This is a genomic window from Sphaerospermopsis sp. LEGE 08334 (assembly GCF_015207205.1).
Classification (GTDB): Bacteria; Cyanobacteriota; Cyanobacteriia; order Cyanobacteriales; family Nostocaceae; genus Sphaerospermopsis.
In genome coordinates this window covers 192,907-218,206 of sequence record NZ_JADEXH010000001.1, presented here as the reverse complement: position 1 = coordinate 218,206, position 25,300 = coordinate 192,907, and the positions used below count along the sequence as shown (strand labels likewise).

The window sequence follows — 25,300 nt, the reverse complement described above, 5'->3', positions numbered from 1 at the left end:
GCTAACCAAGGGTTGTTTATCTGTTGCGGTTGGATATTTTTTTTCACAGTTTTAAGTTTCTTATTTAAGTTTCTTAATTGAATGATAGGTTTTTTAAGAAAAAGTTATATTCAACCCGTGTCACAATATAAGGCAGAGGAATAAATACTCAATAAAAGTTAAGGAGGGGAGTTATGGTATTGCTCACCGATAAAAATCAAGGCCAGGAAGGTACAGCCCCAGTAAAGCGGCTAACTATACAAACGGTAGAAATTGATCACGATACCACGGCTATTCGTTCTTTGGATTGGGATCGGGATCGCTTTGATATTGAGTTTGGTTTGCAAAATGGTACAACTTACAACTCGTTTTTGATACGCGGTGAGCAAACTGCTCTGGTTGATACCTCCCATGAAAAGTTCCGTCAGCTATATTTTGATACACTAACTGGTTTAATTAATCCGCAAGATATTGATTATTTAATCATCAGTCATACTGAACCGGATCACAGTGGTTTAGTAAAAGATTTACTACAAAAAGCTCCTGAAATTACCGTTGTTGGTTCTAAGGTAGCAATTCAATTTTTAGAAGATTTGGTACATCAGCCGTTTAAACGCCGCATTGTCAAAAATGGCGATCGCCTGGATATCGGTAATGGCCATGAGTTTGAATTTGTAATTGCTCCCAATTTACACTGGCCTGATACTATTTTTAGTTTTGACCACAAAACCCAAATTCTTTACACCTGTGATGCTTTTGGAATGCATTACTGTACAGATAGCACTTTTGATGATGATTTAGCTGCCATTGAAAAAGACTTCCAATATTACTATGAATGCTTGATGGGTCCTAATGCCCGTTCTGTGCTTTCTGCAATGAAGCGGATGGCAGAATTAAAAACCATCAAAATGATCGCTACAGGTCACGGACCATTATTATACCACAATCTCCCAGAATTAACAGGACGTTACCTCAATTGGAGTCAAAACCAAACCAAAGCAGAAACCACTGTGGGTATATTTTACGTTTCTGAATATGGTTATAGCGATCGCCTAGCGCAAGCTATTACCAACGGTATCGTAAAAACCGGGGTAGCTGTGGAAGTAGTTGATTTGTCTGGAACAGTTGATTTACAAGAGTTGCGGGAGCTTGTAGGACGCTGTAAAGGCTTAGTGGTGGGGATGAATCCCGTATCTAGTAATACAAGCATTCAAACAGCATTGAGTACAGTTTTAGGATCTGCGACGGAGAAACAAGCCATTGGTATTTTTGAAACCGGTGGTGGTGATGATGAACCTACCTATCCACTGTTAAATAAATTCCGCGCTGCTGGGTTGACTGTAGCTTTTCCTGTGATTGATATTCGGGAAACACCTACAGAAAACACCTATAAAAAATGTGAAGAAGCGGGAACAGATTTGGGACAGTTGGTAACGAAAGAAAAAAGCATCAAAGCTATGAAATCTTTAGGTGCTGATTTAGATAAAGCACTAGGAAGAATTAGCGGCGGTTTGTATATCATCACAGCGAAAAAAGGCGATGTTTCCAGCGCCATGTTAGCTTCTTGGGTAAGTCAAGCCAGTTTTAAACCTTTGGGTTTTTCCATTGCGGTGGCTAAAGATCGGGCGATAGAATCATTGCTGCAAGTAGGCGATCGCTTTGTTCTCAATGTTTTAGAAGAAGGCAACTATCAAGCATTGATGAAACACTTCTTAAAACGTTTTAGTCCCGGTGCGGATCGTTTTGAAGGTGTCAAAACCCAACCAGCGGAAAATGGTGCGCCTATTTTGGGTGATGCTTTAGCATACATGGAATGTGAAGTAGTTAGCCGGATGGACTGCGGCGATCATTGGGCTGTATACAGTACAGTGTATGCAGGTAGAGTATCTAAACCCGAAGCACTAACAGCAGTACACCATCGCAAGGTAGGAAACCATTATTAAAATCAAACCATCTTATCCCCCCTCCCCGCAAGCGAGGAGGGGGACAAGAGAGTTATTCACAAATTTTCGATGTTATTAATTTTTTTAAGGAAATAAAACCATGTCAAATACTAAACCCCGTGATGTACAAATATTGCCTATTGGTACTGATACAACAATCATCAGATCCCGCAGTTGGGCAAGGTTAAGATTTGAAATTGAATATGCTTTAGCTAAAGGAACAACAGCTAATTCTTTTATTATTCAAGGTGATAAAATCGCTTTAATTGATCCACCTGGTGAAACTTTTACGGAAATTTATTTACAGGCTTTACAAAAAAGAATAGATATCAAAAATATTGATTATGTAATTCTTGGTCATGTCAATCCTAACCGGGCAGCAACATTAAAAGTATTAACAGAAATTGCGCCTCAAATTACTTTTGTTTGTTCTAACCCAGGGGCGATAAATTTACGCACAGCTTTAGAAAATGAAACCCTAGAAAATCAAAATCCAATTTTAGTCATGCGGGGTGATGAAACTTTAGATTTAGGTAAAGGTCATCATTTACAATTTATTCCTACTCCTAACCCCCGTTACGCTGATGAACTTTGTACTTTCGATCCGCAAACAAATATCTTGTTTACTGATAAGTTATTTGGGGCGCATATTTGTGGTGATCAAGTATTTGATGAAGGTTGGGAAATTTTTAACGAAGATCGCCGTTATTATTTTGATTGTCTCATAGCTCCCCATGCCAAACAAGTAGAAACAGCTTTGGATAAGTTGGCAGATTTGCCAGTCAGGTTGTATGCTACTGGTCATGGTCCTTTGGTAAGATATGCTTTACAGGAACTTACTCACTCTTACCGAGAATGGATCAAGCAACAAACTAACGCGGAAATGAGCGTAGCTTTAATTTATGCTTCTGCCTATGGAAATACTGCAACTTTAGCTAGTGCGATCGCTCGTGGTATTACTAAAGCAGGTGTTAGTGTAGAATCTATTAACTGCGAATTTGCTGATCCTGAAGAAATTAAAACGGCTATTGAAAAATCCGCTGGTTTTGTGATCGGTTCGCCCACTTTAGGCGGTCATGCACCCACACCCGTACAAACAGCTTTAGGTATTGTTTTATCAACTGCAACTAATAATAAATTAGCTGGTGTCTTTGGTTCTTTTGGTTGGAGTGGGGAAGCAGTGGATTTAATTGAAGGTAAACTGAAAGATGCAGGTTATCGTTTTGGTTTTGAAACCATCCGCGTTAAGTTCAAACCTAATGAAGTCACCTTACAAACCTGTGAGGAAGCAGGTACAGATTTTGCTCAAGCATTAAAACGCGCTGCTAAAAAAGCCGTGGTTGCTAGACAACCTGCAACTAATGTTGAACAAGCAGTAGGACGGATTGTTGGATCTTTGTGTGTGGTTACAGCAACTCAAGGCGAAGTGAAAACTGGAATGTTAGCATCTTGGGTTACACAAGCCAGCTTTAGCCCTCCTGGGTTAACCATTGCAGTTGCTAAAGATCGGGCAATGGAAAACATGACTTACACAGGTAATAATTTTGTCGTGAATATTTTGGCAGAAGGTCGGGAAATACGTAAACATTTTATGAAGGTTTACGCCCCTGGACAGGATAGATTTCAAGGTTTAGACATCGCAGAAGCTAATAATGGTGGTGTGATTTTAAATGGTGCTTTAGCTTACTTAGAGTGTACAGTAAAAAACCGGATGGAAGTAGGCGATCATTGGTTAGTTTATGCAACTGTGGATAATGGCAAAGTGTTAAACCAAGATAATGAAACGGCTGTGCATCATCGGAAATCGGCAAGTTATTATTAGATATTAGGGTGGGTAACACCCACCTAAAAATCAACAAATCTAAACTTTAATTACAATGTTAAAAACAAATTATCATTTCCTCGTATCATAGTGGATATGTTAGTCACTAATCAAGTTGCATTTGATAGAGCGTGTTATCATTGATTATTTTATGTACTCATAATGATGGTGGTGTAGGCAAAACTACCCTTGCAGTTCATGTTGCTGGTGTTCTTATTAATAGATCAGAAAGTACGCTTTTAGTAGATTGTGATGATCAAGCAGATTTTTGGCAATTTTACACAGATCGTACTCCAGAGAAATCAAAAGATATCGAACAATATGAAAATAGTACATTAATTTATAATGAAAGACGCGAATCAATTACAAAAGATGTACAAAAAGGGCAATATGATCATATTGTTTTAGATATCAATAGTCCTCTCAAAAATACTGTACACACAATAGTCAATAATGACCCTGATTTAATTTTAGTACCAGTTAATATATCTCAAAGAATCAAAGCCTTACGTAATCTTCCCAGAACACTCAGAGTAATTTCTCAACTTGAGAATACAACAGGTTATGATCCTCAAGTTATAATTGTTCCTTTAGGAATATCTGAAGACTCCGTATATGAAGTTGTTAACAGATTAGAGGAGGATGATAAACCAAGAAAATACAGAATTGCTCCACAAATGTATGATTGCCAAGAAGAAATGCAGGTTGCTATCTATCAAGATAAAAAATATATTTGGGACTATGAAGGTTTAGAGCATTTATACGATTATTTCTATGAGTTATTAGAATAAATGAGGAGATGAATAATGTCTGTTGAAAATACAAAAAATCATCATACCAAAGATTTCTTAGTTGACAATGCTATTAAAAACGGAACTCAAAAAATAGAGGAAGATCATGAAGAAAAACAGTATATAACTTTAAGATATACCAATTCGGAATTAGATAAAATTAAGGAACTTACCTCTGTTCTGAGATTATCTAAAGAACTATTTATAGAAACTGCAATCAGCTATCTATACTTCCGCTTTTCTGAGAATAAAGACAGCATACAAAAAATTATCAGTGAAGAAACAGAAAAGTTTAAATCTGAATTTCAAGAAATTTCTTTTAGTAGTAAGTCAAGAAAAGAGTTAGATAGACTTTCCGGTAAAATAAAATTATCCCCTGAAATATCTCACAAAGTTGAACAACTAAACATGAGAGATAACATTAATGAGTGTTTATTTACAGGTATCAATTTGCTTTATAAACAACTGATTGGAGATTTTAAAACAGTCAATCAACAAAAATAAAGATGGATTACTTAGAAATTGATGCGCTAATAAATGGGATTACTTAATTCTACTGAAGCAGCAAAACAAGATTTAGGAAGGCGTTTTGCTGCTTATCTAGGATTAACTCCTGGAAAAATAGGAAGTGATTGAGGAATAGATGGTTATGCAAAATTGAATAATGATATGATATATTTTCAATCTAAATTGTCCCAAAATATATTAGATGCCTCTTACGCAGCAGATTTTATTGGCAATATGATAATTCATGAAGCTAACATTGGTATCATGTTATCTGGTATTGGTTATACAGATGGATTTTGTTCTCGCTTGAATAAAGCTACTCAAAGTAAGATAATTAACACAGAAATCAAGATTCATTTATTAAGTCTTGAAGATATTTTTGGGGAAACTGAAGCATTTTTAAAAGCTACTCATGATTTACCTCCATTGAGGAATCTTAGCGGTGGTAAATGGAATCAATACAAATAAATATAATAATTTCACTTTTTCCGAGAAATGAATAAATTATGGATGAATACATTTGTCCTAAACCTAGCACCTATTATTCATCTTACAAACGAGCAATTTTACCAACTCTATACCGATAATAATTAACAGCAGCAGAAGGGGAAAAATTTTCACCCCTGCCAGAAAAAATGCAGGAATATATAGAAAATGGTTTGGGTTTAGGTTGGTTACTCAACCGTTACTATCCCCTATCTCCACAATTCCTAGTTCCCAATCTCTAGTATAGTCCTATGCCTTCCCAACTTTGGCCTTATGTTACCCCTGGTATTCCTGATGACTTATTTGAGAACTTACCAGGTATACCCCTAACTCAGCGAGAATTAAGATTGTTGTTAATTTCCCAACTGCGACTACAACCAGATTCGGTATTATGGGATATTGGTGCAGGAACAGGTACAATTCCTGTAGAGGTGGGATTATTATGTCCCCAAGGAAGAGTTATTGCGGTAGAACGAGATGAAGAAGTGGCTAACTTGATTAAACGTAACTGCGATCGCTTTGAGGTCAAAAATGTAAAAGTCATTGAAGGCAGCGCCCCAGAGTGTTTACATGATATACAACCAACCCCTGATCGTGTTTGTATAGAAGGAGCAAAAGCTATCCAGGAAATTTTACAAGCTGTCTGGCTTTATTTGCCTTTATCCGGTCGAGTTGTCGCAACAGCTGCTAATCTAGAAAGTCTGTATGCTATTTCTCAAAGCTTTTCTCAGTTAAGAGCCAGAAATATCGAGGTTGTACAGTCTGCTGTTAACCGCTTAGAAACTCGCGGTTTTTCCCAAACCTTTGTTGCTACTGATCCGATTTTTATTCTCAGTGGTGAAAAACTAGATTGAATCTATTCGGTTTTCGGTTTTGGATTCAATCCAAAATCCAAAATCTAAAATCCAAAATACTATTATTATGCCTTGGTCAAGAATTATTAGTGGAATTATTGCGATCGCCCTTGCTTTATCTTCTACCCTTTTAGGTGGTTGGTACTTTACCTTAGCTATGGCGATCGTTGTCTTTTTAGGTCAACAAGAATATTTTAATTTAGTTAGATCCAGAGGTATTGCTCCCGCAGCTAAAACTACTATATTTGTCAGTTTAATTTTACTGGCTATTTGTACTCTCAATGCCAGTTTAGCGGATGCTATCATGCCCATAGCAGGAACTTTTATCTGTTTTTACCTGCTTTTTCAACCCAAATTTGCTACCATTGCCGATATTTCCGCTTCTATTATGGGGCTGTTTTATGTCGGTTATTTACCTAGTTACTGGGTACGTTTGCGAAATCTCAATAGTACAAATATTATTAGCAATCTTCCCTTTGGTGGTTATTGGCCTGAAAACTGGAATCAAATTTTTACCCCAGAAAATATAACTGGTTTACCCGAAGGTTTAACATTTACAGTTTTAACTTTTTTATGTATTTGGGCTGCTGATATTGGTGCTTATTTTTTTGGTAAATTTTTCGGTAAAACTCCTTTATCAAATATCAGTCCGAAAAAAACTGTAGAAGGGGCAATTTTTGGTATTAGCGGCAGTCTCATAGTAGCAGTAGCCGGTGCTTATTTTCTGCATTTACCTTACTCCCTGATTACTGGTATAACCTTGGGTTTATTTATAGGTATTGCCAGTCTTTTAGGCGATTTAACTGAATCTATGTTAAAACGAGATGCAGGAGTAAAAGATTCAGGACAATTGATACCCGGTCACGGTGGTATATTAGACCGGACTGATAGTTATATTTTTACCGCCCCTTTAGTTTACTATTTTGTAACTCTAATTTTGCCTTTGTTAAAGTAATTGGTAAATAAGGCAACAGGCAACACGGAATAGGTGAAAATAACCAATTATCAATTGTCAATTATTTATTATGGGTTGACGTTGATGCGTCCACGACATAAAATTTGGCTAGATTCTAAAGTTAATTCTTGCAGGTCAACATCTGAGCCAAGGTCTAAATTGTATCCAGAATGATTTTCTAATATCGGTTCTTGATTATACAGAATTTTAATCTGTGTTAATTGTAGTTCTTGACTGTTCAGCAGTTCTAGACCTAAAGAAATTTCTAAAGATATAGGTTCTCTGTCAGTTGCTACCAGTCCGTACAGTATTAAATGCTGATTGTCAAGTGTAATTTTCTGCCAACAAATAGGCTTGTATTTTTCCCATGATTCTGGTAATAGTTTAAACAGTACATCATTTAAGCCAGTTGACAATAATTCCGATGAAAGAGATTTATTCAGATCCCCTTCATCTACCACCAGTTCACCAACTACGGGAACTATTTCCAATAATTTAAGGGGTTTACCCCTGACTATAGAACCAATGTTTATCTGTATATTTTCAGCTGAGAGTTGAATGCGTGTAACATGGATACCCTGATAAACTGCATTAGTAGCAAAAATAGATACCACAGGAATACAGCCAGAAAGGAGTTGGCGATCGCTTGCTCCAATCTCTACCTCAATCTGCGATACTTGAGTTAATTGTGTTTTTAGCCATAGCTTAATTGCTGTGGTGAGTGCTTGAGTAATTAACCTTATTTTCTTACTATTGGCGGATGGGGGGTTTTTATCTGTCATTGAACAAGGTTATTGCTTAATATTGGCTCAAAAATCACGAAATCTTAAACAGTTCTTAACTGTAATAGTGATCACTATTAACTGAAAAATGGCAAGATTCACTTTTAGGTATCAACTCCACAAAAGTTGGAGCAATTAATAATAAGTCTCAATTAACAAAGTATACAAAATTTATACATGGAGGCACGGGTACAAAAAATAATCTCTCAATGGGGTATAGCCTCACGTCGTGAAGCTGAGGAGATGATTAAGCAATCACGAGTAAAGATAAATGGGATTGTGGCACATTTAGGTCAAAAAGTCGATCCCCAACGAGACACTATTTGCATTGATGGTAAACCTGTTTCTCACAGCGATCGCCCAGCTTTAATCTATGTGTTACTCAACAAACCCGCTGGAGTAGTTTCCACTTGTGATGATCCCCACGGCAGAACTACGGTTTTGGAACTATTACCCGAAAATTTACACAAGGGTACTGGTATTCACCCAGTGGGGCGTTTAGATGCTGACTCTACCGGGGCATTAATATTAACAAATGATGGGGACTTGACATTTTCGCTAACTCATCCTAGTCATAATATTTCCAAGACATATCATGTTGTGGTTAAAGGACATCCCCCAGAAGCAGTTCTGAAGATGTGGCGTGAAGGTGTTGTACTAGAAGGGAGAAAAACACGACCTGCTAAAGTACGTTTGATTGAACGTTTGGCAAACCAAAGCAAATTAGAAATAATTTTGCAGGAGGGCAGAAATCGTCAGATTCGCCGTGTAGCTGAACAGTTAGGATATCCTGTGATCCAACTGCATCGCACTGCCATCGGTTCAATTCAACTACAAACACCAAAAGCTAGTTTTCTCTGTGTTGGTGACTATCGTCATCTCACCCCAGAGGAAATTATTTTTTTAAAGAATCAGTTAAATAATGGACAATTAACAATCAACAATTGACTCTTCCTAAAATTCATAATCTTGAAAAACCGGAATTTTTGGCTTTTTTTACCTGGAAATCGGGGATTTTCAACCGTTCGGCTGACGCTCACGGCGGAAGCCTTGAATAACACAATTGTCAATTGTCAATTGTTAATTATCAATTGATAAAGCGGATACCTATTAATCATTAAGTTGAGTTAAGGAGTGTAATAAAAATTATGAAATTGAAATGGCTAAGAAAAAAAGATGAAAAACCCAGCAAACCATCAATAGAAGAACAACAGGCGGAAAAATTAGCACAAATGGGCGCTAAACTCGCGGTTTTGCGTCAACAAAAGGGTTTATCTATGGATGAAATTGTGTTAATCACCAGAATTCCTCGCCGACTATTAAACGCCATTGAAGTAGGTGATTTAAGCGATTTACCAGAACCTATTTACATTCAGGGTTTAATCAGGCAATTTGCTGATGCACTAGGGGTGAAGGGTGCTGAATTTGCCAGCCATTTTCCTCTCGGTTCTCAAAAAGTCAGTTTTCAAAGCAATTGGCAACCCCAACCCTTTTTTCAACTGCGTCCTCTTCATCTGTACTTGCTTTACATTGTCGTCATATTATGCTCTGTAACTAGTTTATCTCAGTTATTGAATCAAACTGCTGTAGAAGCAAACAATAGCCAAAATCAACCAAAGGCGGAGAAAAATGACGATTTAAAGCCTCAGAAACTGCAAGCCCAGGATTTAAAGGCAATTCCATCTGATATCAACAGTTCAGAAACTGAAACTGTAGAAATTGGTGTTACCTTGCAGTCTTCATCTTGGATTCTTATTGTCGCTGATGGTAAAACCGAGTTTGAGGGAGTTCTACCAAAAGGATCTCACCGCAAATGGAAAGCTGCTGAAGAACTGACCGTAAAAACTGACAATGCCGGGGGTGTGTTGATGAGCGTTAATCAGCAACAACCCAAACAAATGGGACAACCCGGGAAATTTCAGGAAGTCAGGATTGCCTCTAAGGTCAGGTCTTGAAACGTCGTGCGCCAGTAGGGATGGTTTAACCAAGTATTAAATTTATCAGTGGCATACAACACAATATAGGAAACATTGCTGTTATTTGCCAATATCATCTACTACACATAACTAAAAATAGCTATGTTTCCTTGAAACTGCTAATTAGGTTAAACCAATCCCTACTAACCATGAGGTTTTGAGTACGCAATGGAAGTTCCAGCTTTATACTACGCACCCAGGAAAAGTTCATCAGGAAAAGTTAATCATGAACTTATGGGAGCGCGTCCATAAAGATTGGTGAGAATTTTTAAGCGATCGCTTAATTCCTTGGTCAAAACACCTTTCTGATAACGCCATTCCCAATTACCCTCAGCCGTACTGGGATAATTCATTCTGGCTTGAGTTCCCAATCCCAAAACATCTTGTAAAGGAATAATCGCTTGATTAGCGACGGAACTCAAAGCTAGGCGAATTAAATCCCAGTTTATACCATCAGGGCTGATATTTCCCAAATATAACAATAAATTTTGCTTTTCGTAATCATTCGTAGTATTAAACCAGCCTAGACTTGTGTCATTGTCGTGAGTGCCAGTGTAAACTACAGCATTACGGGGATAGTTAAAAGGTAAAAACGGATTACCAGGATCTGAACCAAAGGCAAATTGTAATACCTTCATCCCCGGAAACTCAAAGCGATCTCGTAGTGCTTCTACCTCTTCTGTAATAATCCCCAAATCTTCGGCTAATATGGGTAATTTTCCCAGTTTTTGTTTAATAACTGCAAAAAAGTCTCCCCCTGGTGCTTTGATCCATTCTCCATTGATAGCGGTTTCTTCTCCTTGGGGTACAGCCCAATAAGCCTCAAACCCTCGGAAATGGTCAATCCGAATGATATCAACATAATCCAGCATAGCCTCAAAACGTTCCACCCACCATTTAAAGTCTTGCTTTTGCAACTCTTCCCAGTTGTAAACCGGGTTGCCCCATAGTTGACCGGTGGCGCTAAAATAATCTGGTGGAACTCCTGCCATTAAAGCCGCTGCACCTGTTTCTTCATCCAAGGCAAAAAATTCAGGATTTGCCCAGACATCAGCACTATCATGAGCTACGTAAATGGGGATATCACCAATAATATCTACACCATTTTGATTAGCATAATTCTTGAGTTCTGACCATTGACGGAAAAACTCATATTGGATGAACTTGTAATAAAATATTTCTTGTGTTAACTCTTGTTCCATCCGGGCCAATGCTGCGGGTTCTCTTTTTGCGAGTTCTAGTTCCCAAGTGTACCAACTTGCTCCATTGTGGGCATCTTTGAGCGCCATAAACAAAGCATAGTTATCCAGCCAATAGCCTCTGGTGTTGCAAAAAGTGTGAAAAGCTTTTCTTTGGATAGCGGTGGCGTGATGTTTAAAATTTTCGCAAGCTTTTTTGAGCAGATTGGTTTTTATAGGGATAACTTGCTCAAAATCCACCTTAGCAGCGGGAAATTCTGGTAAATTAGCAAAATCTTCTTCAGATAACAACCCCTCAACTACCAGCTTATCTGGACTAATCAGCAGGTGATTTCCTGCCATTGCTGAGTAGCACATATAAGGAGAATTACCATAACCAGTAGGTCCTAAAGGTAAAACTTGCCAATATTGCTGGTAGCTATCTTTGAGAAAATCAATAAAACGATAAGCTTTATCCCCTAAATCCCCAATCCCGAAACGACTGGGGAAACAAGTTGGATGCAGTAAAATTCCGCTTGATCTAGGAAAAGGCATAGTTAATGGTGAATATGAGTAGATTGTTGATGAGGACTTACACAAATGTTACATTTAATTGATTTTTTAGGGACACTAAATTAAAAATATGTTGATTCTTAACAATTGATGGAATCTCAAGGACTGTAATAAAATATATCGTAGTATAATAGTTAATACATAAAAATTAAAGTATAAAATAAACAGACAACTTGTCAAAAAATCGGAAAATTTTCATTATCAGCTTCACACAGCAATAATTTCTACATTTAAGTCTCTGTCTAAGCAGTTACAATTGATTCTTTATCGAGGATTGATTTATGAGTATTAAAATCGCACAATGGCGACCTGAGTATGAAACAGGCAATGTCATCATTGATGAGCAACATAAAAGCTTATTAAGTACAATTAATGCGCTAAATAATGCTATGTTGGAGGGACAAGGCCAATCCTTAATCAAACAAACAATTCAGAGTTTAAAAGATTACACAACAATTCATTTTAGCACTGAAGAACAATTCATGATAGACCATGAATATCCGGGTTATACAGAACATAGGATGAAGCATGAAGCACTAACAGCCAGGGTTTTAAGCTTTGAGAGAGAAAATGAGTATGACTTATCCAAGTTAACGAATACAATTTCTCACTTTTTAACTGATTGGTTAATTCATCACATTCAAAATGAAGACGTGAAGATGATTAATTATTGTCTTCATGGTCATTTGAGCAAGTCTCAATCTGAAGATATCTCATCCTTTGTTTCTAGTAATTCCCAGATAGAGATTGCCCAATGGCGACCTGAGTATGAAACAGGTTATATTCTGATTGATAATCAACATCAAAGTCTGTTTCATGCTATTAATGCCCTCAATAGTGCCATGCTGGCAGGAAGAGGATCTGAATTACTAGAAAAAACCTTAGAGATTCTGAAAATCTACACAACTATTCATTTTGAAACCGAAGAAGAAGTAATGCTAAAAAATGACTATCCTGGCTACGCCGCACATAAAGCCAAACATGAACTTCTGAGGGAAAAGGTGACAGTATTTAATCAAAAAATAAATACACAAGATAGCTCCCAAGTTACTATTAGCGTATCCCATTTTTTGACAGATTGGCTGATTTATCACATCAAAGATGAGGATCAAAAAATGAGTGCCTTTTTGAGACAAAAACGGCAAAAAAAAGATGAAATTCAATCCTAAGCATCTCAATAAATGTACTGCTGGGGATGTATAAACCCTAGCCGACATCGTGGAGGCTGGGGTAGTTCATATTAGATGAAGCCACTTAACAATTGACAATGACTTACAGAAATCCTGCTCCTACCGTTGATATTATTATTGAATTAATTGATAGACCTCATCGCCCGATCATTCTGATTGAAAGACATAATGAACCTTTAGGATGGGCTATTCCCGGAGGGTTTGTAGATTATGGTGAACCTGTGGAAATGGCAGCACGCAGGGAAGCTGAGGAAGAAATAGGTTTAAAAATAGAGTTAATTGAACAGTTTTTGGTTTATTCTGATCCTAGTCGTGATCCTCGTCAACATACAATGAGTATTGTATTTTTGGCAACTGCGACGGGTGAACCTGTTGCGGGTGATGATGCTAAGGGTGTAGGTGTTTTTGAGCCTTGGTGTCTACCGATTAACTTATGTTTTGACCATGACCGGATTTTGCGGGATTATTTACGGTATCGTAATTATGGGATTCGTCCCCGGTTGGGATTTGGGACATGAACCACGTATCGGATAATTATTGTAAAATATCATGCTGTGTAAGGATTGAGGATACAGAATACAAGATTCAGAACAAATGAGCGTTTTCGAGTTATTGGTTGTTGATAAAAAAACTTGCTTCTGGAGGTTTCTTGCTACAAACAAATATTCTGACTCCTTACCATATTGTTTTATACTCAATTCTCTCCAACCCTAAATAGGAGTATATATGGAGCCAATTATTGCTATAGTTTTAGCACTCATAGGTTATGCTTTAGGATCTGCAAAACTGGTTAATCAAGGTAATGAAGCTCTAGTTGAACGCTTGGGAAAATATCATCGAAAACTGAAACCAGGACTTAATTTCATTGTTCCCTTTCTTGATCAAATTGTTATGGAAGATACAACCAGGGAACAGATTTTAGATGTTAAGCCCCAGAATGTCATTACTAAAGATGGTATTTACATGGAAATAGATGCAGTCGTTTACTGGCGCATTGTCGAGATAGAAAAAAGCTTTTATGCAGTTGATGATTTGCAACAGGCACTTTCAAATTTAGCTACAACTACAGTGAGGGAAATTATAGCCCAGAAAACTGTAGAGGAAGCTAATATGTCTAGGGCAGATATGGACAAAAGCATATTAGATCAATTAAATCCAATTTCACGGACTTGGGGAGTCGAAATTCTGCGGTTGGATTTTCAGCGAATTACACCTCCTGAAAGTGTACAGAAGTCAATGGAAGAGGAAAGAGCAGCAGAAATTAGAAAACGGGCGGTAATCGCTGCTGCTGAAGGTGAGAGACAAGCAGCTATTAAGAAAGCGGAAGGAACTAAGACTTCAATGGAAATTATTTCTGAAGCTATACGTTCCCATCCCGAAAGCAAAGATATTTTAAGATATCTTGTAGCTCAAGATTATGTACAAGCCAGTCAAAAATTGGGCGAAAGTAATAACGCTAAAATTGTGTTTGTAGATCCAGCTAATTCTACAGATATGTTCCAAGAATTAATTGCTGAATCTATTACTAAAGAAGATGATGGTAAAACTTCTGGTAATGGCAAGAATTAATAATTAAGTTATCAGTTATCAGTTATCATTTATAACTCTCTCACTTTTGACTGTTCACTGTCACCTGTCACCTGTCACCTGTCACCTTCCTATAGATAGCATCAGCAACTAGGGAGACATCACGCATTTCGGCAACATCATGAACTCGGAGGATATCAGCACCATTAAAAATGGCAGCACAACAGGCTGCTGCTGTTCCCCAAACTCTGGCTTTTGGTTCTGGTTGATTTAAAATTTTGCCAATAAAACTTTTGCGGGATGCTCCCACTAAGATGGGACACTTTAGGGTTTTGAATGTTGGCAAACTGCGAATAATTTCTAAATTCTGATCATAATTTTTCGCAAAACCAATACCTGGATCAATAATAATGTTTTCCTGTTGAATACCCGCTGTAATTGCGGCTTTTATTTGTTGGGATAAAAAACTATAAATTTCCCCCATCAAATCTTGATAATCTGTATGTTGTTGCATTGTTTGGGGAGTTCCCCGAATGTGCATTAACATGATTGGTACATCTAATTTGGCTACTGTTGGCAACATTTCTGGATCATAAGTACCACCAGAAATATCATTAACAATATCTGCCCCAGCTTCTACAGCAGCTTGAGCTACTTCTGCTCTAGTTGTGTCTACAGAAATGGGAATAGTAATTTTTGGTCTAATGACTTGCAAAACCGACAGCACCCGATCAAGTTCTTCTGTGAGGGTGATTTGTTCTGCTCCTGGTCTGGTTGATTGACCACCGATATCAATAATATCAGCACCAGCGTCTACCATTGCTTGGGCTTGAGCTAAAGCGGCTGAAGTTGTATTAAATAGACCACCATCACTAAAACTGTCTGGGGTGACATTTAAAATTCCCATTAAATAGGTCTGTTGTCCCCAAGTAAAGCAACGTTCTCTAATAATTAATTGATTCAACATTATTTACCTAAAATTGGGCATTGGGCATTGGGCATTGGGCGATTCAATTTTGGATTTTGGATTTTGGATTTTGGATTGTTTTGATTATCTTCAATCTAAAATCTAAAATCTAAAATCTAAAATCTAAAATTTTCTGCCTTTTGCCTTTTGCCTTGGTTATTGATAATTGACAATTCTGGCAAAACTATCAGCTTCTAAACTTGCACCGCCGACGAGAGCGCCGTCAATTTCTGGTTGTGCCATGATTTCATCAATATTATTGGGCTTGACTGAGCCGCCATATTGAATTGATACGTGAGGATTCGTTAATTGAGAGCGAATTAAACCTATGACTCGATTTGCTTCTGTGGCTTCACAGGTGTCACCAGTACCAATCGCCCAAATTGGTTCATAAGCAATAATCAAGTTAGTTTGATCAACATCTACTAAGTCTTTTTCTAACTGGGTGCTAATCAGTTTTTCGGTTTCCCCTGCGTCTCGTTGCTGTTTGGTTTCACCAACGCAGAGAATGGGTGTAAGTCCGTATTTTTGGGCTGCTTTGAGGCGGAGATTTACTGTTTCATCTGTTTCACCAAAATATTGTCGTCTTTCGCTGTGTCCAATGATGACATATCGCACACCGACTTCTGTCAGCATGGGAGCAGCAATTTCACCCGTGTAGGCTCCATTTTCTTCCCAGTGAACGTTTTGTGCGCCCAAGTTCACACGGCTACCGTGTAAATATTTGGACATTACACTTAAATCTGTGAAGGGAGGACACAATATTACCTCTCTTTCTGAGGGTGTTTCCTCTAGGTGAGGCAGAAATCCGCGTAGGAAGTTTTCTGATTCTGCCTGGGTTTTGAACATTTTCCAGTTGCCGGCAATAACTATTTTTCGCACAGGTGATTTTGTCAAGATGCTAACGCTACTAGATCAATTTTTAACTGTACTACTTTTTCGGACATTCCTTGTCTACCAGCTATCCATTACCGGGATCTTTCTTAACATTCGTGAGAGCTATCGCTCGCAAACCCCCAAACCTTAATCCTCTGTTGATGATTCTCAATAAAATAAAGGTTTTATCAAGAAGAATAAGGTACATTTTGTCAAGAGTAGGGAAATTTTCAAGCGTTGAAACCGTTGCCACATAAATGTTTCAAGATTGTTAAGAAAGATGTGGGTAATGGATAGCTTGATAATGGGGGATTAAGGGGGTAAAAATGTGATTAAAATCACGGGATACCACTTTTCAAACATCCTCTCACACAAAAATCCTCTAAACTTTCTTCATGACCTGAAAAGCTGAAATATAAGAAATATTAATCCTTCCTCCATAAAGCTGATCAATCTTTTGTTTTAACCCCGTAAATAAACCTTCTCTGATTCCAGCTTCTAATTTTAAATAAGGTGAAAGCGTACCTAACAATAATAAATAATCGTCAACACTATAAGTTACTTCACAGATTATATGACCAGAAACTAAGTTTGTGAATTTTCCTGAATCAATGGCTTTTTCTCCAAAGGATTTAACTATTTTTTCTTGATCTGTTACATCTTCATATCTGGCTGAGTATGGAGCATAAATTTTATAAATTTCATGCAAATTTTGGTATACTTCATAATCAGGTTGGGGTGTCATGTTCCACAACAAAATTAAAGCCCCATCATCTCTTAAAGCAGCAGCGGCTTTTTCATAAGCTGTTTCTGGGTTCATCCAATGAAAAGAAGTCGCTGCTAAAACAGCATGAAATTTTCCTGGTGTTAATTTCCATTCTTCAAATGTCGTTTGTTGAATTTCTACATTGGGATATGCTGCACAGTTTTTTCTAGCAAACTGACAAGCTGCTTGACTGGGATCTAAACAAACCATTGAAAATCCTAATTTCGCAAAAGATACAGTTGCATTTCCAGGACCACATCCTAGTTCCAAAATTTTACTTTTAGGGGTAAGTTTAGCTATTTTTATAGCTCGGTTAATTATTTCTTTGGGATAACGTGGTCTTACCTTGTTATAAGCTGCTGCTACAGGAGAATACCAGTTTTTTCTCAGTTCTAAGTCTTGGGGATATAAATTTTTGAGTTGTTCTAATTCTTTCATGATCTATGTTATGATAATAACTATTTGAGAAATTAAGTAGTCGTGCTAATTATAGTGCGATTATTTTAAGAGCAATTACACAAATTAAAAATAAATATATTCTATATTCATTATTCATTCAAAAAATGCTGCCTCCCGCAACTACTCTCACTTAGGCTGAACTGAAAACTGCTATTGTTCAAACCAATGACTCGAAAACTCTAATTCATTCTGAATTCTGTATTCTGAATCCTTGCCCAAAATCCAAAATCTAAAATCTAAAATCCCATGACATCGACATTACCTCAACCTGAAAACAGTAATACACCCAACTGGGAAGAAGAACTAGATAGCGCCATTTTCACCTTTAAAGATATTCAAGCAGAACTTAACTATACACAAGCAAAAACAGCACTGAGAAATTTAGTCAACAATCTTGATCTTACCACCCAAGAAAAATCCGGGTTAGAAGCGGAAATTTCCGACTTAGAAACCATGCTGGGCAAACTAGAAAGTATGGTAGTGCAAATAGCAGCTTTTGGCATGGTAGGAAGGGGTAAATCTTCTCTACTTAATGCTTTAGTAGGCCAGCAGGTATTTGAAACAGGACCTTTACACGGAGTTACCCGTACAGAACAAAAGGTAAATTGGAGTATTAGTCAAGAAGCTATTGGTACATTAAAAGCCACCTTTCCCTCAACTGGACAATCTCAGGTAGAATTAGTTGACACTCCGGGTTTAGATGAAGTAGATGGAGAAACCCGCGCTGCGTTAGCCCAACAGGTAGCAAAACAAGCCGATTTAATTCTGTTTGTGATTTCTGGTGATATGACCAAAATTGAACAGATGGCGCTTTCTCAGTTGCGAGAAGTAGGTAAACCGATGATTTTGGTGTTTAACAAAGTAGATCAATATCCAGAAACAGACAGGATCGCTATTTACGAGAAAATCCGCGATGATAGAGTCAGAGAGTTGCTATCACCTGATGAAATAGTCATGTCTGCGGCTTCACCTTTAGTTAAAACTGCCGTAGTTCGTGCTGATGGTACTAGAGGTATACAATTACGCTCTGGTCAAGCACAAGTAGATCAACTAAAACTCAAGATTTTAGAGATTTTGCAACGAGAAGGTAAAGCGTTAGTGGCGCTCAACACCATGCTTTATGCTGACACAGTGAATGAGCAAGTTGTCCAGCGAAAATTAGAGATTCGGGAAAAGAACGCTAATGATTTAATTTGGAAAGCAGTGATGACTAAAGCATTGGCGATCGCCCTTAATCCTGTGACTGTAGTTGATATCCTTAGCAGTATCGTTATTGATATTTCTTTGATTTTAGGTTTATCTAAACTCTACGGTATCCAAATGACAGAAAAGGGAGCAGTACAACTACTACAAAAAATCGCCCTGAGTATGGGCGGAATAGGTGCTAGTGAACTACTAGCAAATTTAGGTTTAAGTGGTTTAAAAACCTTACTGGGTATCTCTGCATCAGCTACTGCTGGAGTCGCCATAGGACCTTATTTATCCGTAGCTGTAACACAAGCAGGAGTAGCGGGGGTATCATCCTATGGTATTGGCCAAGTCACCAAAGCGTATTTAGCCAATGGCGCAACCTGGGGACCGGAAGGACCAAAAGCAGTAGTTAGTAAAATTTTATCCAGCTTAGATGAAACATCAATTTTAAACCGCATTAAAGATGAGTTATTGATAAAAATTAGAAGAAAGTGAAAGTTTTCAGGAGTCAGGAGTCAGGAGTCAGGAGGAAATACAAATAAACCAATCAACAATCAACCAATTATGAAATTTATCGGTATTGATTTAGGCTGGAAATCTCAACCAAGTGGACTATGTTGTTTAGAATTAATAGATGGAAAACTGCAACTTTTGAATTTAGATCGCCAAGAATCCATTGCAGACATATTGACTTGGATTGATCAGATTATAAAACCAGAAGAACCGGGTATAATTGCTGTAGATGCACCCACATTAATACCAAATTCTACAGGTAGTCGCTTACCGGATAAACTCAGTCATAAATACTTTGGTAAATATCATGCGGGATGCTACCCAGCAAATCAAAACCTAGCTTTTGCAGAACGCACAATTAACTTTGGGTTAGAATTAGAATCACAGGGATTTGTTCATGCACCTAAAATTGAACCCCAAAAACCCGGAAGATATCAAATAGAAGTATTTCCCCATCCAGCAATAGTTAATTTATTTGGATTAGAAAAAATCTTGAAATATAAAAAAGGAAAAATCCAAGAACGGCGGTTAGAATTAATTAAACTACAAAATTACATCCAAGAAATCCTACCTTCCATTTCACCACATCTGTGTTCATCTGCGTTCATCTGCGGTTTATTTCCTGAACAAATACCCAACACAGGAAGACAACTCAAAGAAACAGAAGATAAATTAGATAGTTTAATTTGTGCTTATGTTGGTGCTTATTGGTGGTTTTGGGGAACAGAAAAAAACCTAGTTTTAGGAGATGAAAGTACAGGTTATATTGTTGTACCTGAGAGAATTTGTAGTTAGGAGTCAGGAGTCAGGAGTCAGGAGGAAGAATTAGAATTAGCTATTGTTTATCTAGGGAGAAAAGTGGTCAGTATTCCACAAGTCAAGAAATATCTTCAAAAGATTATGTTATTTCCTTTTAGTAATCAACCAACCAAAGGCAATAAATATTAATGTGGCAGTAATGCTTAAAAACAAAGAAGCATAAAATGGATGGGGTGGACTGTTGGGAGAAATAAAAGCGACAGGACGGTTAATTTTATCAATGTGTTGAACTACCACACCGGAAACTATTGCACCACCACCAAAACCGATTCCTAATATTTGTACCGTGGTTTCTAAGGATCTATCTCTTTTTGTTTGTTCGATTTCTACTATACCACGAATGGAGTTAATAGCTTGATCTAATAACTGTGAACCATGCTGAAAATAGCCTAAATCCCCTTGAATTTGCCGTTTAAAGGTGACACAATTCCTATTTAGGAAATTTTCTAAAAATTCAAGATTTTCACCGTTTAAGGTCTGTTTTATTTGGTCTAATTTATTGCTGTAATTATCTGCATTGATAGCAATAGTATTTTGTTTATCTTCCAAGTTTAATAATAAGCGGGTATACTCCAATGATAATTTAGGAAATGCTTTTAACTGCTTTTGTAATAACTTTAAATACTTTCTCGTCAGTCTTTGAGTATTTTCTGGTTCGGGAATATTATCAACTTCAGAGTCTATTTTGCGGTAATTTTCGTCTAATTTTTGATATATAATCCGACTATCTTTATAAGATTTAATGACTTTATGGTGATAGAAGAATAAATCTAACAATTCTGAATAACACTGATGAAATTTATTGCCTGTTTCTTGTTTTGTGAATAACCAAATTAAAACTTGCTGATATTTACTAGATTGATTTGGTAAACCATATTCAAAAATGGGACTACCAAATAATTCACCTTGACGATAAAAAAGCGGAACTGGATTTTGGGTTTGATTTGGAAAAAGTTTTTGTAAACATTCATCCGCTATATTTTTATAGTCAACTTGAATTTTAGCATTATTGATCCAAGCTGTAATTAATAGAGTTTGACCTAAAAGCAAAGGATGTTCTGGTAAAAGTAAGCAATTTTTAGGGTTTAAATATTGGAGAAAATCAGTTTCTACATCTTCAGTAGGTTGATTATTTTCTTTTTCAGGACGACGTAAATTTAACCATAAACCGTAACTATCAGAAATACGACAAGGATAAGCCAAACCAGTAACTAAAATATTTTGCTGGTGATTTATGGTAATATTACCGGATACATCTAAAGCATAATTCTCATCAATAACTTCTGTATCTTTAAGAATATCTACTTTAGTAAATTCCGGTTGTTTTTTAACATCAATGCGTTTACTCAGTTGTAAATCTTGCTGTAAAACTTCTTGAACAATAGCGTTTCCACGTTCCCATATAAAGTTTACATCATTGCTGATGGTATCAGGATCAATATTTGAGCCTTTGTAAAGTTGAAAAGCGAAGAGGTGAATATTCGGTGCATATATTTTCATAATTTAATAAAGATTAAGTTAGAGGATATTTATTCAGAAATTATATCTAAAAACCTCTCTCCAAACCTCTCTCCTACGAGGAGAGAGGCTTTAATTTCCCCCATTCCCTTGCAGGGAAGGGGGGTAGGGGGGTTAGGTTTCTCGGTTTTATTTGTCTCATCTAATAATTAGAAAACATCATCTTATGATTTTTTAGGTGATGTCTTTTTCTCTTTGAGTGTTTTTAGTTCATCTTGTAAAACTTGGTAACGATTTTCTACTGTGTTTTCTTGATTTTCTGGTTTGGTTTTACCGACTTTTTCAATTTCCCTTTCTTCTGCTAATAAAACTGCATCTCGGACATCTTCATAGTCAAGATACCATTGACGGATAGCTTCTGCGACTATTTCCGGGGGTTGAGTTTCTATTTCTGCAATGGTTTTTTGTAATTGGGGGATAGCAGCTACAGCAGCATCGCAAAAAAAATAATCTTGGTTTCTCACGACTTCGGTAAATGCTTGAATGATTTGATTTGCTTCCATAATTTTAAATTGGTTGTTTTAATTTTGTTGTTTTGAATTGGTTGTTGTTTGATATTATATGTGATTTTGGTTGTAGGTTGGGTATAAAGAAAGCGCAACCCGACAAAATATTATCAATGTTGAGTTTCCTCACGTCAACCCAACCTACAGAGGAGATTTTACAGGAGAAAAGGCACAAAAACCAGCCCAAAATTCCGGTTTATTAAATGGTTTATGTTCTGGTTTATATTGCTGGGATAATACATCAATAATCTGCTGTTTTTGTTCCTGGTGCATATCAGTTTTATTATTCAACCAATCAATGATTTGTGTTTGGGTGGCTTGGCGTAACCATTGCTGGGCGTTGTTTAATGCTAGGGTGATATCATGGGGATTTTGGGTGATGTTTTCATATAGTTTAATCATTAATAATGAGGTGTGAAAATCACGCACAGACCATAAACTGCTGACAACGTTTACAGCACCAGCTTGAATAAAACCACTGGATAAACCTATATATTCATCGCTGTTACTACTAAAATCAATTACCCCAGTTTCACAAGCAGAAAGACAGACAAGATAACATTGGGAAAGTTTTAATTCTAGGATTTCTTTTAAAGTTAAACGTTCTTCTGAATCAATATCTGTTTCTGCATCTACTCGCACATAACGAGATGAGGATGTTTCTGTTAACTCATATCTAACCTCTGACTTGGCAAGTTGTAAAGCTGATTTTAATGGTGATGTTAAATCGAAATGACCATGACAAGAAAAATGTAACCATTGGGAATTTGTTAATAATGGTAAGTGTTTCTTGAAAGCGTCTTTACTTGCTTCTTCATGTTTGAGGATTTTATGAGGATTGAAATTATTAGCGATGGTTTCTACTTCGATGTCGGTAAATTTTAAATTGTTGGTGGGGTTTTGAATAGCAAACAAATTATTTAATCTTGTTCTCTCTCCTTGTAGAAGAGAGTTAGAGAGAGGTTTTTGAGTAAGTTTTAAAATTTGACAACTCGGTGCATAACTGACACCAGCAGGATATTTATCAATTAAATATTCTCCTGCTGATAAAGGAATGGCATGGAAAGGTAAGAGGTGTAAATAACGATGGGGAATGATAATGATTTTTTGAATATGGGTTGGTACTTGGGCAATAATTTGATTAATTTGCAGAATTTCTGCCAGTTTAGTTAGTTGATTATTTAACTGATTGCGCCATTTATTTCTGTCTTCAGAATAAAGAATAAGGTATTCTTTAATTACATCTACCAGTTGAGTTAAATTCTCTTCTGTAGATTGCAAAATTATTGGTTTCTCGTTGTTGTGGGTGATGATGAAAGCGCGGAAACAATCATTAAAAATGTAAAATTGAATAATTGCGGTTTTGTCATCTAAGAGATTTTGAATTTCTGCATATTGAATAGGTGTAAAAGCAATATCCCCGGAAATTAATTCCACTAAATTACGGGTTTTACTGCGTTCAATATAGGTGATGGCTTCTGTTTCTCTACCCAAACCTAAACAAACTTCTACCATCCTTCTATATAACTTATTCCATTCCTCAGCTTGTTTGCGTTTACTTTCTTCCCCAGAAATAATTTCACCGCGTATATTTTCAGAAATAATTTCACCGCGTATATTTTCAACCGTGATAATAGCTTCAGTAAAAGTATCGTAAGCTAAATTTAATTGTTGTGAATCTTGATAGGCAATACCCAAATTTAATAAAGTTTCGGCATTATTTAAAGGAAAATCGCTGCGGGTTCTCACTTTTAAAGCTTCTTTATAAGCTGCGATCGCATATTCCAGATTCTCCGCTTTATCTCCCCTGATTCTATCCCAGTAGGCAGTCGCTAGATTATTTTGCGTCATTGCCCATTGTACAGGAAAATCATTGCGGGTTCTTACTTCTAAAGCTTCTTTATAAGCTGCGATCGCATTTTCTAAATTCTCGGCTTTATCTCCCCTGATTCTGTTAGAGTAGGCAGTCGCTAGATTATTTTGCGTAATTGCCCAATCTACAGGAAAATCATTGCGGGTATAAACTTCTAAAGCTTCTTTATAAGCTGCGATCGCATTTTCTAAATTCTCGGCTTTATCTCCCCTGATTCTGTCAGAGTAGGCAGTCGCTAGATTATTTTGCGTAGTTGCCCATTGTACAGGAAAATCATTGCGGGTTCTTACTTCTAAAGCTTCTTTATAAGCTGCGATCGCATTTTCTAAATTCTCGGCTTTATCTCCCCTGATTCTGTCAGAGTAGGTATTCCCTAGATTATTTTTTACAGCAGCCCAACTTTCTGGAGAACTATTCCGAGTAAAAACAGTAGAGCATATTTCATAGCCAGTTATAGCAATTTCCAGATTATTGGCTTTGTTGCCTAAAGGAAATTCTTGGATTCTATTACTAAATCTAAAAATATCTTTTGCTGTGTCTGGTTTTGCTTCCGCTATTGTTGTGGTTGCCCAAACCTGTAATACTTTAGCAAAAGTGAGATTGAGTTTATCTGTATTTGCAGCCAGTAAGGGGTAAACTTCCTGGGGGTTGCCTCTACTTTCTGCGGTGGTTTTTAATACTTGTTGTAAAAATGGTAAATAAGTTTCTATATCTGCTTCATTAACCGGGGTTTCTGTTTCTGGAGTATTTTCCTCTAGGGATATATTTAGATATTCACTCAGTTGAGATTCTAGAAACATCAACTTATTAGCACGATTTTCTTGTCCTTCCTGGGTGGACATTTGTGCTACTCCTTCCTTCAGCAATTGTAAAAAGTCAGCATCTAGTAATTCGGTATTAGCTTGTAATATTGCCGATTCTTCCCCATCTGCACAACTAAGTAGTTGTTGAATTAGCTGATAATATGCCTGTAGACGCTGTTTATCCATAAGTTAGGGTGGGGTAGACTTTAAAAGATGCTTCAATAGTATTTTCCCCTATTTCGGATCATTTTATCCTGAAAATCCTTAAATCCCGAAAATCCTGATGCAGACAAAATACCACATCCTGAAAATCATCACCAAGAAATCCAGGGAATAAATTCCCTGTCTAATAGCTAAAGTCGGTTAAAACCGACTGGAATATACAGCACTTTCCGGTGTAATGAGGTACACTATGGGCGGGCAAGATGCCCACCCCACAAGAGTTT

At 37.0% G+C, this 25,300-nt stretch carries 22 protein-coding genes; 14 read left to right on the top strand and 8 right to left on the bottom strand.

All coding sequences use genetic code 11. From position 1 onward, the window contains the following. The first annotated feature begins 173 nt into the window (after positions 1–173). From IQ237_RS01040 to IQ237_RS01005, 7 genes are all read left to right on the top strand, one after another. Positions 174–1,922 (top strand): diflavin flavoprotein, encoded by a 1,749-nt coding sequence (locus IQ237_RS01040; protein WP_194051359.1) that lies wholly within the window; start codon positions 174–176, stop codon positions 1,920–1,922. Positions 1,923–2,022: 100 nt separating this feature from the next. Then, a complete protein-coding gene (locus tag IQ237_RS01035; protein WP_194051357.1) occupies positions 2,023–3,744 on the top strand; it encodes a diflavin flavoprotein in 1,722 nt (573 codons plus the stop codon). Between the two features lie 131 nt (positions 3,745–3,875). Continuing rightward, positions 3,876–4,535, top strand: a complete 660-nt coding sequence (locus IQ237_RS01030; RefSeq protein ID WP_309225557.1) for a ParA family protein — start codon at positions 3,876–3,878, stop codon at positions 4,533–4,535. A 15-nt stretch (positions 4,536–4,550) separates the two neighbouring features. Next, the gene (locus tag IQ237_RS01025; RefSeq protein ID WP_194051355.1) at positions 4,551–5,039 is read left to right on the top strand and encodes a hypothetical protein; all 489 of its coding nucleotides are present in this window, start codon (positions 4,551–4,553) and stop codon (positions 5,037–5,039) included. A 186-nt stretch (positions 5,040–5,225) separates the two neighbouring features. After that, positions 5,226–5,510 carry a hypothetical protein gene (locus tag IQ237_RS26015; protein WP_228019458.1) on the top strand — a complete coding sequence of 95 codons (285 nt, stop codon included), beginning with the start codon at positions 5,226–5,228 and terminating at the stop codon, positions 5,508–5,510. 269 nt (positions 5,511–5,779) lie between these two features. Then, positions 5,780–6,382, top strand: a complete 603-nt coding sequence (gene cbiT, locus IQ237_RS01010) for a precorrin-6Y C5,15-methyltransferase subunit CbiT (RefSeq protein ID WP_194051353.1) — start codon at positions 5,780–5,782, stop codon at positions 6,380–6,382. A gap of 67 nt (positions 6,383–6,449) precedes the next feature. Further along, on the top strand, positions 6,450–7,337 hold the full coding sequence (locus IQ237_RS01005; protein WP_194051351.1) for a phosphatidate cytidylyltransferase: 888 nt from the start codon (positions 6,450–6,452) through the stop codon (positions 7,335–7,337). Positions 7,338–7,405: 68 nt separating this feature from the next. Here the strand turns inward: IQ237_RS01005 and IQ237_RS01000 are convergent, their stop codons facing one another. Next, positions 7,406–8,119: a DUF2993 domain-containing protein gene (locus IQ237_RS01000; protein WP_194051349.1), complete on the bottom strand. Its 714-nt coding sequence runs from the start codon at positions 8,117–8,119 to the stop codon at positions 7,406–7,408. 177 nt (positions 8,120–8,296) lie between these two features. On the opposite strand from IQ237_RS01000, the gene IQ237_RS00995 reads away from it, so the two are divergent. Continuing rightward, the gene (locus IQ237_RS00995; protein ID WP_194051347.1) at positions 8,297–9,067 is read left to right on the top strand and encodes a pseudouridine synthase; all 771 of its coding nucleotides are present in this window, start codon (positions 8,297–8,299) and stop codon (positions 9,065–9,067) included. A 206-nt stretch (positions 9,068–9,273) separates the two neighbouring features. Continuing rightward, positions 9,274–10,074 carry a RodZ domain-containing protein gene (locus IQ237_RS00990; protein WP_194051424.1) on the top strand — a complete coding sequence of 267 codons (801 nt, stop codon included), beginning with the start codon at positions 9,274–9,276 and terminating at the stop codon, positions 10,072–10,074. A 245-nt stretch (positions 10,075–10,319) separates the two neighbouring features. Here the strand turns inward: IQ237_RS00990 and malQ are convergent, their stop codons facing one another. Next, positions 10,320–11,828 carry a 4-alpha-glucanotransferase gene (gene malQ / locus IQ237_RS00985; protein ID WP_194051345.1) on the bottom strand — a complete coding sequence of 503 codons (1,509 nt, stop codon included), beginning with the start codon at positions 11,826–11,828 and terminating at the stop codon, positions 10,320–10,322. 299 nt (positions 11,829–12,127) lie between these two features. Between malQ and IQ237_RS00980 the strand changes: the two genes are divergently transcribed. The 3 genes from IQ237_RS00980 (at position 12,128) to IQ237_RS00970 (ending at position 14,605) form a co-directional block, all read left to right on the top strand. Then, on the top strand, positions 12,128–13,015 hold the full coding sequence (locus IQ237_RS00980; RefSeq protein ID WP_194051343.1) for a bacteriohemerythrin: 888 nt from the start codon (positions 12,128–12,130) through the stop codon (positions 13,013–13,015). 98 nt (positions 13,016–13,113) lie between these two features. Beyond that, positions 13,114–13,554 carry an NUDIX hydrolase gene (locus tag IQ237_RS00975; protein WP_194051342.1) on the top strand — a complete coding sequence of 147 codons (441 nt, stop codon included), beginning with the start codon at positions 13,114–13,116 and terminating at the stop codon, positions 13,552–13,554. 208 nt (positions 13,555–13,762) lie between these two features. Next, positions 13,763–14,605, top strand: coding sequence for an SPFH domain-containing protein (locus IQ237_RS00970; protein WP_194051340.1), 843 nt, complete (start codon positions 13,763–13,765; stop codon positions 14,603–14,605). Between the two features lie 67 nt (positions 14,606–14,672). Here IQ237_RS00970 and folP read toward each other — a convergent pair whose 3' ends face one another. From folP to IQ237_RS00955, 3 genes are all read right to left on the bottom strand, one after another. Next, positions 14,673–15,530, bottom strand: coding sequence for a dihydropteroate synthase (gene folP, locus IQ237_RS00965; RefSeq protein ID WP_194051338.1), 858 nt, complete (start codon positions 15,528–15,530; stop codon positions 14,673–14,675). 156 nt (positions 15,531–15,686) lie between these two features. Next, positions 15,687–16,412, bottom strand: coding sequence for a triose-phosphate isomerase (gene tpiA, locus IQ237_RS00960; RefSeq protein ID WP_194051422.1), 726 nt, complete (start codon positions 16,410–16,412; stop codon positions 15,687–15,689). A gap of 376 nt (positions 16,413–16,788) precedes the next feature. Further along, on the bottom strand, positions 16,789–17,610 hold the full coding sequence (locus IQ237_RS00955) for a class I SAM-dependent methyltransferase (RefSeq protein ID WP_194051335.1): 822 nt from the start codon (positions 17,608–17,610) through the stop codon (positions 16,789–16,791). 267 nt (positions 17,611–17,877) lie between these two features. Between IQ237_RS00955 and IQ237_RS00950 the strand changes: the two genes are divergently transcribed. Beyond that, on the top strand, positions 17,878–19,317 hold the full coding sequence (locus tag IQ237_RS00950) for a GTP-binding protein (protein WP_194051333.1): 1,440 nt from the start codon (positions 17,878–17,880) through the stop codon (positions 19,315–19,317). Positions 19,318–19,386: 69 nt separating this feature from the next. Continuing rightward, positions 19,387–20,130, top strand: a complete 744-nt coding sequence (locus tag IQ237_RS00945) for a DUF429 domain-containing protein (protein WP_194051331.1) — start codon at positions 19,387–19,389, stop codon at positions 20,128–20,130. Positions 20,131–20,238: 108 nt separating this feature from the next. Here IQ237_RS00945 and IQ237_RS00940 read toward each other — a convergent pair whose 3' ends face one another. The 3 genes from IQ237_RS00940 to IQ237_RS00930 form a co-directional block, all read right to left on the bottom strand. Beyond that, on the bottom strand, positions 20,239–21,654 hold the full coding sequence (locus tag IQ237_RS00940; RefSeq protein ID WP_194051329.1) for a hypothetical protein: 1,416 nt from the start codon (positions 21,652–21,654) through the stop codon (positions 20,239–20,241). 182 nt (positions 21,655–21,836) lie between these two features. Next, on the bottom strand, positions 21,837–22,175 hold the full coding sequence (locus tag IQ237_RS00935) for a hypothetical protein (protein ID WP_194051327.1): 339 nt from the start codon (positions 22,173–22,175) through the stop codon (positions 21,837–21,839). Positions 22,176–22,319: 144 nt separating this feature from the next. Next, positions 22,320–25,040, bottom strand: a complete 2,721-nt coding sequence (locus tag IQ237_RS00930; RefSeq protein ID WP_194051325.1) for a CHAT domain-containing protein — start codon at positions 25,038–25,040, stop codon at positions 22,320–22,322. Positions 25,041–25,300 lie beyond the last annotated feature (260 nt).